The organism is Staphylococcus sp. Ze2 (assembly GCF_048568365.1).
GTDB classification, from domain to species: Bacteria; Bacillota; Bacilli; order Staphylococcales; family Staphylococcaceae; genus Staphylococcus; species Staphylococcus xylosus.
In genome coordinates this window covers 595,305-609,406 of record NZ_CP183486.1, presented here as the reverse complement: position 1 = coordinate 609,406, position 14,102 = coordinate 595,305, and the positions used below count along the sequence as shown (strand labels likewise).

Here is a 14,102-nt window from a genome sequence, read left to right as displayed (position 1 = left end):
TTCATTTAGTGTTTAATATTTGATATCGATAAAGTCAGTTCAGTTTCAATTATACTCCCCAAAAGTAGACATCGATTGCGTTTAAAAATAATTTTCAAAAATTAAAATAATAGGATTATTTTATAAAAATACAATCACCATTAAAACCTTCATATATCAATGTTTAAACTTATTTCAAATGTGTGACAGATCCCTATTATAATTGTCACAATTTTCGCAACATTAATTTGTAAGCGTATACAAATGTAAAATTACATGCTAAGATTCGCTTGAATTCAAACAAAAGTTTATTTTCAAACAATTGTTTAGATTTTATCAAAAGGAGGTCTCATCAATGAATAGTAATGAAAGAGAGGTTTTGAAACGCATACAAGACAATCCATTTATTTCTCAACAAGAATTAGCATTATCAATTGGTTTATCAAGACCCGCAGTAGCTAATATTATTTCAGGATTAATACGCAAAGAATACGTCTTAGGTAAAGCTTATGTTTTAAACGAAAATTATCCTATTGTATGTATCGGTGCTGCTAACTTAGACAGAAAGTTTTATGTCCATCATACATTGCAACTAGAAACTTCCAATCCTGTAACTTCTACACGTTCTGTAGGTGGTGTAGCTAGAAATATTGCAGAAAATCTTGGTCGAATGGGTGAAACCGTAGCATTTTTATCTACCAGTGGTAATGACAGTGAGTGGGACATGATACATAAATTATCAAGCCCTTTCATGAACCTAGATCACGTGCAACAAATAGAAAATGCAAACACAGGTTCTTACACTGCACTCATAGACAATGATGGTAATATGCAATACGGCTTAGCTGATATGGAAGTATACGACTATATCACGCCCGAATTTTTAATTAAGCGAACACATTTACTAGTTAAAGCCAAATGTATTGTCGCAGATTTAAATTTAAGTAAACCTGCAATTGATTTTCTGTGCGCATATTCTGAGAAGCACAACATCAAACTAGTAATTATACCTGTATCATCACCCAAGATGAAGCATATGCCTGATTCATTACATGCAATAGACTGGCTTATTATTAATCGAGATGAAACAGAAACTTATTTCAATATGGAAATCCAAAACATAAATGATATGAAAAAAGCTGCACAAAAATGGATAGATGCTGGCGTCTCTAAAGTGATCATCACAAACGGAGTTCAAGAACTTATCTATAAAGATAAAAAAACAGAAATCATTAAACCCGTTCTTAGTTCAAAAGAGGTTGTAGATGTGACAGGAGCAGGTGATTCATTTTCTAGTGCAGTGGTCTTCAGTTGGCTGAATGGTCTAGGTATAGTTGACATACTAAATGCTGGCATGATAAATGCGAGGAAAACGATAGAAACGAATTATACTGTTCGTCAAAATTTAGATAAAAAACAAATATTTAGAGATTTGGAGGAATATAAAGATGAAACAATACATTGAATTTTCACAAGAAGTACAACAAGCCAAAGATAGTAATAAACCTATAGTGGCTTTAGAATCGACTATTATTTCACATGGCATGCCCTATCCACAAAATGTTGAGATGGCTAAAAATGTTGAACAAATAATTAGAAATAATGGCGCAATCCCTGCAACCGTTGCCTTAATTAACGGGAAAATTAAAATAGGTTTAGAAACTGAAGAACTAACATTACTAGCTAAACATGACGATGTTGCCAAAGTATCACGTCGAGATTTAGCAGAGATTATTGCTACTAAACGTATCGGTGCAACAACAGTTGCCTCTACAATGATTTGTGCTGAATTGGCAGGTATTCAATTCTTTGTTACTGGAGGAATTGGTGGCGTACATAGAGGTGTTGAACAAACTATGGATATTTCAGCCGATTTAGAAGAATTAGGACAAACTAATGTAACTGTTATCTGTGCAGGAGCAAAATCCATCTTAGACTTACCAAAAACACTTGAATACCTTGAGACAAAGGGTGTACCTGTTATTGGTTATCAAACCGAAGAACTTCCTGCCTTTTTCACACCCGAAAGTGGTATTAAATTAAACAGTTCAGCCGACTCTCCTGAGGCTATCGCTCAAATTTGCAAAGCTAAAAATGATTTATCTTTAAATGGCGGTATCGTCATTGCTAACCCTGTACCAAAAGCACATGCGCTATCTAAATCCTATATTGATCGCATTATCACAGATGCTGTAAAGGAAGCAGAGGAAAAAGGGATTAGCGGAAAGGATTCCACACCATTTTTACTTGGAAAAATTGTCGAAAAGTCTGAAGGTAAAAGTTTAGAAACAAATATAAAACTTGTTGAAAACAATGCAGTTCTAGGAGCTAAAATCGCTGTTGCTTTCACTCAATTGTAGGTGATTTAAATGTCCATTCTATTTTGCATTACCGGTATTCTATTTGCATTAATACTTTCTTTTATTTTTAGTTATGATAGAAAATCCATTGATTTTAAAAAGCCTTTAACCATGTTAGTCATTCAAGTAATTATCGTAATATTTATGATGAATACAACTATTGGTTTAACGACACTAACAACACTCGGCTCATTTTTTGAGTCTTTATTAGATATTAGTAAAGCTGGTATTGGTTTTGTATTCGGTGGTTTGCAAAATAAGGGAGCTTCTACATTTTTTATTACTGTATTACTTCCTTTAGTATTTATCTCGGTATTAATAGGTGTATTGAATTATTTTAAAATACTTCCATTTATTATTAAATATATTGGTATCGTCATCAATAAACTGACTGGTATGGGACGTTTAGAAAGTTATTTTGCTATTTCTACATCTATGTTAGGTCAGCCAGAAGTTTACTTAACTATTAAAGAAATGATACCGAAACTATCTAAAGCTAAATTATATACAATAACTACTTCTGGTATGAGTGCAGTGAGTATGGCGATGTTAGGATCCTACATGCAAATGCTCGAGCCTAAATTTGTTGTTACCGCAGTGATGCTTAATATTTTCAGTGCATTAATTATTGCTAGTGTAATTAATCCGTATAAATCCGATGATAAAGATGTTGAAATATCAAATTTAACGGCTAATCATAGTGTGCATGAGAACAATACTACAAAACCTAAAAAAGTACCTTTCTTCCAAATGATTGGTGATAGTGCTACAGATGGGTTTAAAATTGCTGTTAGTGTCGCTATTATGCTACTAGCATTCATTTCACTGATGGAAGCTATCACTGTATTATTCAACTTAGTCGGGTTAGACTTCAGACAATTAATTGGTTTCATCTTTGCACCAATCGCTTTTATTATCGGAATTCCTTGGCATGAAGCAGTTCAAGCAGGTTCAATTATGGCTACAAAATTGATTACTAACGAATTCGTTGCTATGCTAGATTTCCAAAAATTAGCCGATACGCTTTCACATCGTACCCAAGGTATTATCTCAGTATATCTTGTTAGTTTCGCTAACTTTGGTACAGTTGGCATTATTGTTGGATCAATAAAAGGATTTAGTACCGAACAGGGGAATAAAGTAGCTTCATTTGCTATGCGTTTATTGATTGGTTCTACCTTAGCTTCAATCATTTCAGCATCTATGATTGGTTTAGTATTATAATACGAATTATTGTTCAAATACTTTCACACATCGTTGACCCTGAAATATGGGAATAGATCGTTAATTGGCTTACCTAAGCTTTGCTCACGTATAAGAACTACTAATTTTCATTAGTGAAAATAGTAGTTCTTTATGTTTTCATGCGTTCTTTATTCACATTTACCATCACAATACACCCCTTTTAAAATTGTATAATTGTTATTTCTTGAAACAATATTTTTATAAATATAAAAGCGCAGTACCGAAATCTAAAATAATTTCTTTAGACTTCTGCACTGCGCCATTAACCTCATTTCAACCACTAATATAATTATTGTTCACAAGTTACGTCATAATATTATGATTATAATTTAGTGATATTTATTCAATTGGAATATTTCATCATCCACGATCACTTCTACATTAGCATGTTGTCTCAATATACTGGCAGGTAACGATTCGGATATATCACCTTCTAAGAGCTGTTTGATTGCCTCCTTCTTATGTTCACCTAATGCTAACAAAATAATTCGCTTCGCTCGCATAATAGATGAAAGTCCCATCGATATTGCTTGTTTAGGTACATTTTCAATTGTTTCAAAGTATTTGCTATTCGCATTAATTGTTGAGGGTGTCAAATCGACTACGTTCGTTACACTTTCAAAAGATGTATATGGCTCATTAAACCCAATATGTCCATTTTCACCAATCCCTAATATTTGAATATCTACTGGGCCTATATCACATAAAAGTTGTTCGTAAGCCCTAGCTTCTTGTACAACATCTTTTGCATTTCCCATTGGTAAATGTATATTACCTTCTTGCCACGAATCATTATGTTTAAATAAATGTTCGTTCATATACACATGATAGCTCTGTTTATGGTCTGGTGCTAAAGCAATATACTCGTCTAAATTAAATGTAACCACACGTGATAAATCAATTTGATTAATATTCAATAATTCTGATAGATATTTATACACGTTTATCATTGTACTACCTGTAGCCAAACCTAAAACTGTATCAGGTTTAGTCTTAAGTTGTTTTAACAACTCAGTTGCTAAATATTGACTGGCTATAGTTTGATTTTTCAAATTTATAACATTCATCTTTTCACCCTATCTTTCTTCAATCGTTAATATCGCCTCATATCTTTTCAAACGTTATATTATAATTTTTCATTTTCTAAAAGCACCTCAACCTCATTTTTTATCGTAGTAACATGAGGACCATATATAATTTGAACGCCATTCCCTTTTTGAATAACTCCTCTAGCTTGCGTGGCTGTCAACATAGCTTTATCTACTTCTTTATCGCTGTTTAACGTCACTCTCAAACGAGTAGCACAGCAATCAACTACGTCTATATTTTCTTTACCGCCAAGTGCTTGAATTATTGTCTTAGCACGATCCGTTACTTCTACAGTTTCAGTTGCCGTTTCATCTTCACGACCAGGCGTTTTGAAATTGAACTTCGTTATCAAGAATCTAAAAATAACATAGTACATCATAAACCAGATGATACCAACTGGGATTACCCACAAGAAATTTGTTTTAGAATTTCCTTGAAGCACACCAAATAATAAAAAGTCTATAAATCCTCCACTAAAGGTTTGGCCTACAGTTATATTAAAAATATCTGCCATCATAAATGCTAGGCCGTCTAAAACGCATGAATCACATATAATATGGGAGCAACAAATAAAAAACTAAACTCTAATGGTTCTGTAATACCTGTTAAAAACGATGTTAAAGCCGCAGAGAGCATCAATCCTCCTACAACTTTTTTACGTTCTGGTTTAGCCGTATGGTAAATCGCTAATGCTGCGCCACAAAGCCCAAACATCATGGTAATAAACCTACCCGACATATATCGTGAAACACCTGAAAAGTACTTTGTAACGTCAGGGTCCCCTAATTGTGCAAAGAAAATATTTTGCGTTCCTTGAACCATATGTCCTTTAACTTCTAACGATCCTCCCAAAGCTGTTTGCCAAAATGGTAAGTAGAAAATATGATGCAATCCAAAAGGACCTAACAATCTCAAGATAAAGCCAAAGAAAAACGTACCAATTACCCCTGTTTTATCTACTAATCCACCGACACCAAAGATCCATCCTTGTACTGTTGGCCAAACAAAAAACATAATGACACCCAATACAATGGATGCAATTGCTGTAATAATCGGTACAAAACGTGAACCACCAAAGAAACCAAGGTAGTCAGGCAGCGATATCTTATAAAACTTATTGTGTAAAAGCGCTGTCATTATACCAGTGACAATCCCACCAAACACCCCTGTTTCTACAGTTTGAATACCTAGTACCATGCTTTGTCCTACTTCTGCTAAGTTGTCTTTTGCTAATGTTCCAGTTATAGTTAACAATCCGTTCATAGACGCATTCATGATTAAAAATCCAAGCATTGCCGCTAATCCGGCAGTACCTTTATCACTCTTCGCCAATCCTATAGCTACGCCTACAGCAAAGATAACTGGTAAGTTTTGAAAAATGATATTTCCAGCAGATGACATTAAAATAAAAATATTCTGTAATAAATTAATATCTAATACTGGATAAGCTTTAACTGTATTCGGATTACTTAATGCACCACCGATTCCTAGTAATAAGCCTGCTGCCGGCAAAATTGCTATGGGTAACATAAATGATTTCCCAAATTGTTGTGCTCTTTCAAACAATTTACTCATAATAGCTAACCTCCTAATTACATTAAATATACAATTACAGAAAATTATAATCAATATTTATATTAATAATGAAAATTATTTTCAAAAAAGGATTCATTTTTCTTTTGATTAACATATAAATCTACAAAAAAGAGGCTGAGACATCTATAAATGTCTCAGCCTCGAATAATATATTGGTAGTGACTAACAGTATCGAAAGTCATCTTGTCATAATTTCTGCAGTAAATGTTAATATACTAGTGATAGGTAAAAACATTAATTAGAAAAATATTTTTGACCTAATCTTTTGAAGATAATTATTTAAAAGATGTCACCTAATGTAACGGCCATTATTGCTTTAATTGAATGTAATCTATTTTCTGATTGATCAAAAATAACAGCATGTTTTCCTCTGAATACATCGTCTGCAATTTCCATTTCAGTCAGACCATATGTTTCATATATTTTTTGACCTACTTCTGTGTTCACATCATGAAATGCTGGTAGACAATGTAGCACGATAACATCTGGATTCATCGTATTCATTAGCATAGTTTCATTTACCTGGTATGGCAACAATTGATTGATGCGAGATTCTAATAACCCTTCATCTTCACCCATAGAGAACCAAACATCTGTATAAATTGCATCAGTTTGATATATCGCTTGTTGAATATCATCAGTAATCAAAATATCACTTTGCGAATCAGCAGCATATTTTTGAGCCAATAATTGAATATCTTTATTGGGTTGTAAAGATTTTGGTGCAGCAATATGAACGTTAACACCTAAAATTGCCCCAGTAATTAGCAAATCATGTGCTACATTATTTCTAGCATCGCCTACATAAGTTAACGTCTTACCTTTTAAAGTGCCCCAGTTCTCTTTTAATGTGAAGAAATCTGCAATCATTTGCGTTGGGTGCCACTCGTTAGTTAAGCCATTCCACACTGGTACGCCAGCACTTGTAGCAAGTGCTTCTACGTCTTTTTGGTGATGTCCTCTAAATTCAATACCATCATACATTCTACCCAATACTTTTGCAGTATCTTCTGCAGATTCTTTAACGCCTAAATGAATATCTCCTTGCCCAAAATATTCAGGATATGCACCTAAATCATAAGCAGCAACACTGAAAGCTGAACGAGTTCTTGTAGACGGCTTTTCAAATAAAAATGCTAAATTTTTACCTTTTAAATAAGGATGCGGGATATTACGCTTTTTCTTTTCTTTTAATTCACCAGTAAAATCAATTAAAGTGTGCAACTCATCAGCGGAAAAATCGCATGTTTTTAAAAAATGTTTACCCTTAAATGTTTGTAATTTGTTTAGTGCTGTTGTGTACGCCCCAATTCCATCACTCCAATATTTTTATAAGATTTATATACATAATAACTGTAATTTTAAATAAAATCAAGTATAAATATACCTTAAAGTGTATATTATTGAATTATCTTATAATTTAACGACCTTAAAAACGCTATTTCTGAGTATTTCTACACATAAGCGTAATTTTATGTCATTTAAGCAATTAAAATATCTGACAATAAACACTTATGAAGTTAAAATTTTTATTTATGCGTTACAAAACATTTATTATTTTCTTTATAGTATCTTTATATTGTAATAAGTTAATTGATGGAGGTGAATTGTGATGTTTAAAGAAATCTTAGCTCTTATAAAACAAATCGCTGCTCATTTTGTTTCTGGCGGTTTTCAGGAAAAATAAACAAGTACATTGTTGTTCCACCCCAAAAACCTCATAATCACATTAAATTTTAAAAATGAATATAGTAACCAGTCATTAAACGTCGATTTATTAAAAGCCTATTAAGCTATCCCACCATAGCTTAATAGGCTTTATGCCGTGTACTTATTTTCAAATTATATACTTACCTTTTGCATAGAATTTTCATATTCATTCAATTGATAATAGTGTTTTAAACAGCTTCCTTACTTTCACTTATCTCTCTTCTGGAGTTTTTAAGAAACGCGTCATAATAGCACTAGCTACATATAAACCAAATATTAAGTACATCATACCTTTTACACCAATACTATCGTAGAACAACGCAACTAATCCTGGCCCAGCAAAAACACATAATCCTGCACCTAAATTCAATATCGCCATTGCTGGACCTTTGTCACCATCATGAACAAGAGAGGGTACAAGTGCCGATATTGGTACGAAACCTGCTAAACACATCCCCCATAAAAAACCTACAGTTCCAACGATAAATACGTTCCCAGTAAACACTTCAGGAATAAAATATAATCCTAAAGTGAATACAGCACAACCAATACCACCGATATATGAAATAGTGTTCTTCCATCCTATTTTGTCACTCAAAGCCCCAAATATTATATTAAAAATAATATTGGCTATAAAAATAGTCCCCCATATATTTAGCCACGTTGTTGTAGCTATACCTTTGGTTGATAAATATATCGGAAGAAACAATGGAAATGCATATTGTGCGGCCTGGTTTATAATTCTCACAATACAGGCTAATGCTACTCGAGGTTCTCTCTTTAATATTGTAATACCGGCACCCATTTCTTTCAGATGTGCTTTAAAACCATCTTCTTTATGCTCAAGTTCAAATTGATCACGATTTACAAATACTGCTAAAAACGTTCCGATAAGCACCCAAATAATAGCCGTCCATAAAGTAAAGAAATGCCCAAATAATTGAATTGTAATTGAAGAATAAAATGATCCAAGGACACTCAATCCTCCTGTAAATACAAACCAAAACCATCCGACAGCTGCGCCTAATCGTTTTTGTGGAGAACGATATGCAACCCAAACTAAAAATGAATAAGCAAATAAAGGATAACCAAAACCTCTAATTGCATATGACGGAATCATCATTTCATAGTTCATATTTGGAATTGCTAGACCTACAAAAATAATATGTCCGATAATATATAGCAGTGTACCTAATAACATTACTTTTCGTGGCCCAATCACTTCTACTAAAACACCCGAAAACCATGATCCTATGGCGATAGTTATACCATAACATGTTGTTAATAATGCCGTTTGTTGTATGGATAAACCTTGTTCATGTAAATATGGACTAATCCACGCTAGTTCTAGACCGTCTCCCATCATAAATATAAGTACACCAAAGTACCCCCATATTAGCGTTGGTGGAATTCCCATTTTAGCTAATTTATCATTCATATATAACACCCCTGTTTATAAAATATCGTTTCTAATTATTCTTAATTTCAAAAATAATTTTTCTCTAATGCTAAAGTTACTTGATCCATAATGCGCTAACTACGATTCAGAAAGCGCTTCCAGATGTTGTGGTTATTTTATTTCATTTTTTTATTTTATGCAAATTTATTTTCGTTTATTTTCGTTATTTTAGGTTATTAGTAATAAAATGCTAAAATATAAATTTTCAAAGCAGCATGCCGATACATTCTTCCTTGTCTAAAAAGTGTATTTTCTCAAAAATATAATAGATTTTTAATGGAATTTTTTATTTAACAATGATTGAAATTTTCTATGAATGCGATTACAATTAAGGATATTTAGTCATCATATGACTTGATGATATTTATTTTATGGGAGATGTGATTTTTATGATGCTTCTTGTTGCTTTTAGTGCAGTTATTGTTCCGTTTATTTTCTTAGTATTATTACGTATGTCTGCATTAAAAGGAATGACGATAAGTGCAATTATTATAACGTTATTAGGGATTTTTGTTTGGGGAATGAATGGTGATGTTATCATTGCATCGTTATTACAAGGTACACACAAAACATTTACTATTCTTTATATTTTATTTGGCGCTCTCTTATTACTCAATACATTGCGTCAAACTGGTGCAGTAACTCGTATTAATGAAGGATTCAAAAAGATATCAGGTGATATGCGTGTCCAAGTTATCTTAGTCGCTTTTTTATTTGGTTCTTTAATTGAAGGTGCCTCTGGTTTTGGGACGCCTGCAATGGTAACTGCCCCACTAATGGCTGCGTTAGGATTCCGCCCGATTGTCGCAGTTGTAACTGCACTAGTTGCTGATAGCGTAGCCGTTTCATTCGGTGCTGTTGGTACACCTGTCCTTGTAGGGCTTAGTACATTACATGACGCAGATAGCTCTTTCTTTCAATCGACGGCAGAACGTATTACAACTTTAGATTTATTGAGTGGCATTTTCATACCTATTATTTTAATTACTGCAATGGTGATATTCTTTGGCAAAAATAATAAACTTAAATCTATCGTCGAAATATTACCTTGGCTTGCGCTAATTGGTATTGTTTATGCAGGCTCTGCCTTTGTATATGCCTTTTTATTTGGCGCAGAATTTGTTGCTATTTTAGGTTCTTTAACTGGATTAATCGTTGCTGTTATTACCGCTAAAAAGGGCTGGTTATTACCTAAAGAAGCGTGGACAGATGGTTTAAGTCCTGATTATGAAGTTAGTACAAAAGAACAATCAATGCCATTGTTAACCGCTTGGGCCCCATATTTAATGGTTGTTGTCTTATTATTACTTACTAGAACTGTCCCAAGCATCAAACATTTTACAACACACGTATTGGATATTTCTTGGAATAACATTTTAAATTTTGAGTCTATCGCATCTGAATGGGCGATTTTATATTCACCAGGAACAATCCTTATACTTTCAGCGATTTTTGCTGTTTTTATACAACGTAAACCATTAAAGGATATAGGACATGCCAGTCTTGATTCGTTAAATACTATTAAGACAACTGGAATCACGCTCATTGCTACGCTTGCAATGGTACACGTATTTATTAACTCTGGCATTAATACACATGATTTAATCAGCATGCCAGAATATATCGCTAAAGATATGTCACACTACTTAGGACCAATTTGGTTATTTGTCGCTCCATTTTTAGGTGCATTAGGTTCATTTATAACAGGAAGTGCAACTGTTTCTACGTTGACATTCTCACCTATCCAATTAAATATTGCTCAAACAATTGGTGCCGAACCATTTACTGTATTAGCAGCTCAAATTATCGGAGCAGCAGCTGGAAATATGATATGTGTACACAATGTTGTAGCCGTCTGTGCTGTTGTGGATATGCCCGGAAAAGAAGGTAGTGTTATCAGAAAAACACTTGGACCTGCGTTACTATATTGCCTACTTGTAGGTATCAGCACTTTTCTATTTACGTGGTTATTCTTTTAGCTAACACTTGCTGCCATTAAGCAATAGCAGTATATATTAAAGTCCCACTAGCTCAATTAAATGAGAAGTGGGACTTTTTGTTATCTTAAATTATTTAATTATCTGACCAAACTAAAATTTGAGTCTATACTCTCAATCCTAAATAATAAATATACATTTATAGTTTAATCATTATCTTAGATGATAATCTAGAATTTGCAGCTATTTCAAAAGCTTCTCTAAAGTTTTCGATATCATATGTTTGAGTAATTACATTAATAATCTTTTCGTTTTTCGCTAGCACTGTTAAAGCATCTTCAATTTCTCTATTAAAACGATAACATCCACGATATGTAGCCTGTTTGATATTAATCGGGCTTAAGTTAATTGGTGAAGATTTATCCTGTAAATTACCAACTTGGATTATTGTACCACCTATATTTACAGCCTTAAATGCAGTCGTTACTGCCGGAGTAGCTCCAGAACACTCTAATACTATATCGTATCTATCTTCAGGAATATTATTATCTGTAATATTTAATATTTCTATATCGCCTAAATCATGTGCACGCGCTAACGGTTCCTCTAACATATCACTTATCGTCACGCTTTCTGCGCCCAAGGTATAAGCTGCTCCTGCAGCTAGTAACCCAATTGGACCAGCTCCTGACACAAGTACTTTTTTACCTGTAACACCACCTGCTAAATTAATTGCATGCATCCCCACACTAAGAGGTTCAGCTAGCGCTCCCATCTTTAAAGAAACTCTATCCGGTAGTGGTAATATTTGCGATTTATCTACTAACATTTTTTCTACCATACCACCTTGTTTATGTGGTAAATATCTAGCCGACCCTAAATATGAACCATTCGGCCATATCTCAGGATTATGTGGTGCATGTGCTAATTCATCACCATATGTTGCAGGGTGAACTGTAACTTTTGTCCCTTTTGAAAGTGTCGTTCCTTTATAATCCATAGATTCAAGTAGAACACCACTCAATTCATGTCCAGGTATTAAGGGTTCTCTAATCACTGCTGGACCACTAGCACCTTCTGCCAAATAGTGTAAATCCGATCCACATATACCCACGTACTTAACTTCTATAAGTACTTTTTCAGGATTATTTTGTGTACTTATTTCTTCAATTTCTTTTAATTCAATATCTTCTTTCCCATTAATAAACACAGCTTTCATCGTATTCATTCTCCTTTCAAATTAAATAATCATATTTAAAATCAATACAAATACTAGACCACAAACCGATATTGCTGTCTCTAAAACAGACCACGTTAAAAAAGTTTCTTTTACGGTCAATCCAAAATACTCTTTAAAAATCCAAAAGCCAGTATCATTCACGTGTGAGAATATAATACTTCCTGCGCCAATGGCTAAAGTCACTAATGCAAGATTCACATCTGTGGCTTGTAATAAGGGTAGTACTATGCCTGTAGTAGATATAGCTGCGACTGTTGCTGATCCTTGTGCTATTCTCAACAAAGAAGAAACAATCCAAGCTAATAAGATTGGAGACATACTAGAGCCGACAAACATGTGTTCAATTGTTTTTCCTACGCCTCCATCAATCAAGATTTCCTTAAATGACCCACCTGCACCTAAAATAAGTAACATCATCCCAATTGGAATAATGGCAGATGTGGCACTATCCATAATTTGATTCATTGTCCTCTTTCTACGAATACCCATTGAATACATGGCAAATAGTAATGCAATCAACATTGCTATTGGTGCATTACCAATAAAGTAAATAATACTTTCTAATTGGTTGGTTGCAGCATCTTGATGACCAGTGATCATTTGTACAATTGTCGCAAATAACATCAATATAACTGGTAACAAGGCAGTAAACACACTAAGTCTAAACCCTGGTTGATCTTTTTCTTCAATCGATACTTCAGAAACAATATTGGCCATATCAATTTCTTTACTATATGCACTGGGAGACAATTTAGGTAAGATTTTGACTAATAGTCCGCCAACAATGACCACTGTTGGCACAGCTACAATAAGTCCATAAAATAATACTTGTCCTAAATTGGCATTTAACTCTTTTGCAATGACTACGGGACCAGGATGCGGAGGTAAAAATCCATGCGTTACTGATAGTGCAATAGCCATTGGTATACCAATCTTCATATGTGATACACCTAAGCGCTTTGCAATTGTAAACGCTAAAGGTATTAATAGTACTAATCCAACTTCAAAGAACAGTGCAATACCAATAATGAATGACGCTAAAATCATTGCCCATTTTATATATTTCTCACCAAATTTATCTATAAATGTATCTGCAATTCTATTTGCGCCACCACCATCAGCAAGCAATTTACCTAAAATAGCTCCTAACCCAAATATTATTGCTACACTTCCTAAAGTACTTCCCATACCTTTTTCTACCGTTTCTACTATCTTTTCTAGTGGCATACCTAAAATCACACCAGTAAAAATTGATGTAACTATCAAAGATATAAAGGCATTAATCTTGCATTTAATAATTAAAAATAACAGTACAACAACACCTAATACAACGCTGATTAGTGGCCAGAACTCTCCAAACATTTCAATACACTCCTTTTGATGTGTAGCTACCTATAGATTTTGTATTTTTTACCCTTGTTCCACATTGTGTAATGGTATATCATATAATAGAATACTTCATTAGTATAAAGCTAAAATGAAAACGT

Annotated in this window: 9 protein-coding genes and 1 pseudogene; 4 read left to right on the top strand and 6 right to left on the bottom strand. The window is 33.6% G+C overall.

What is annotated here, in order from left to right; genetic code table 11:
- Positions 1–334: 334 nt before the first annotated feature.
- The 3 genes from ACM591_RS02500 to ACM591_RS02490 are packed head-to-tail and all read left to right on the top strand — an operon-like array spanning position 335 to position 3,563.
- Positions 335–1,444: a carbohydrate kinase gene (locus ACM591_RS02500; protein WP_029378109.1), complete on the top strand. Its 1,110-nt coding sequence runs from the start codon at positions 335–337 to the stop codon at positions 1,442–1,444.
- A complete protein-coding gene (locus ACM591_RS02495; protein ID WP_037557157.1) occupies positions 1,428–2,339 on the top strand; it encodes a pseudouridine-5'-phosphate glycosidase in 912 nt (303 codons plus the stop codon). The genes ACM591_RS02500 and ACM591_RS02495 overlap by 17 nt, the downstream gene beginning before the upstream one ends.
- 9 nt (positions 2,340–2,348) lie before the next feature.
- Positions 2,349–3,563 (top strand): NupC/NupG family nucleoside CNT transporter, encoded by a 1,215-nt coding sequence (locus ACM591_RS02490; RefSeq protein ID WP_038679205.1) that lies wholly within the window; start codon positions 2,349–2,351, stop codon positions 3,561–3,563.
- 350 nt (positions 3,564–3,913) lie between these two features.
- Here ACM591_RS02490 and nagB read toward each other — a convergent pair whose 3' ends face one another.
- The 4 genes and pseudogenes from nagB to ACM591_RS02470 all read right to left on the bottom strand — a co-directional run bounded on the left by nagB (position 3,914) and on the right by ACM591_RS02470 (position 9,417).
- The gene (gene nagB, locus ACM591_RS02485) at positions 3,914–4,651 is read right to left on the bottom strand and encodes a glucosamine-6-phosphate deaminase (RefSeq protein ID WP_326009145.1); all 738 of its coding nucleotides are present in this window, start codon (positions 4,649–4,651) and stop codon (positions 3,914–3,916) included.
- Between the two features lie 59 nt (positions 4,652–4,710).
- A pseudogene (gene ptsG / locus ACM591_RS02480) lies at positions 4,711–6,248 on the bottom strand (glucose-specific PTS transporter subunit IIBC).
- A 300-nt stretch (positions 6,249–6,548) separates the two neighbouring features.
- Positions 6,549–7,580 (bottom strand): ornithine carbamoyltransferase, encoded by a 1,032-nt coding sequence (gene argF / locus ACM591_RS02475; RefSeq protein WP_038679207.1) that lies wholly within the window; start codon positions 7,578–7,580, stop codon positions 6,549–6,551.
- 610 nt (positions 7,581–8,190) lie between these two features.
- On the bottom strand, positions 8,191–9,417 hold the full coding sequence (locus ACM591_RS02470) for an MFS transporter (protein WP_326026015.1): 1,227 nt from the start codon (positions 9,415–9,417) through the stop codon (positions 8,191–8,193).
- A gap of 410 nt (positions 9,418–9,827) precedes the next feature.
- On the opposite strand from ACM591_RS02470, the gene ACM591_RS02465 reads away from it, so the two are divergent.
- Entirely contained in the window at positions 9,828–11,417 is a 1,590-nt protein-coding gene (locus ACM591_RS02465) for an L-lactate permease (protein WP_326026110.1), read from the top strand.
- A 157-nt stretch (positions 11,418–11,574) separates the two neighbouring features.
- Here ACM591_RS02465 and ACM591_RS02460 read toward each other — a convergent pair whose 3' ends face one another.
- Positions 11,575–12,594, bottom strand: a complete 1,020-nt coding sequence (locus tag ACM591_RS02460; RefSeq protein ID WP_326026689.1) for an alcohol dehydrogenase catalytic domain-containing protein — start codon at positions 12,592–12,594, stop codon at positions 11,575–11,577.
- A gap of 21 nt (positions 12,595–12,615) precedes the next feature.
- Positions 12,616–13,977, bottom strand: a complete 1,362-nt coding sequence (locus ACM591_RS02455) for a gluconate:H+ symporter (protein WP_029378100.1) — start codon at positions 13,975–13,977, stop codon at positions 12,616–12,618.
- Positions 13,978–14,102 lie beyond the last annotated feature (125 nt).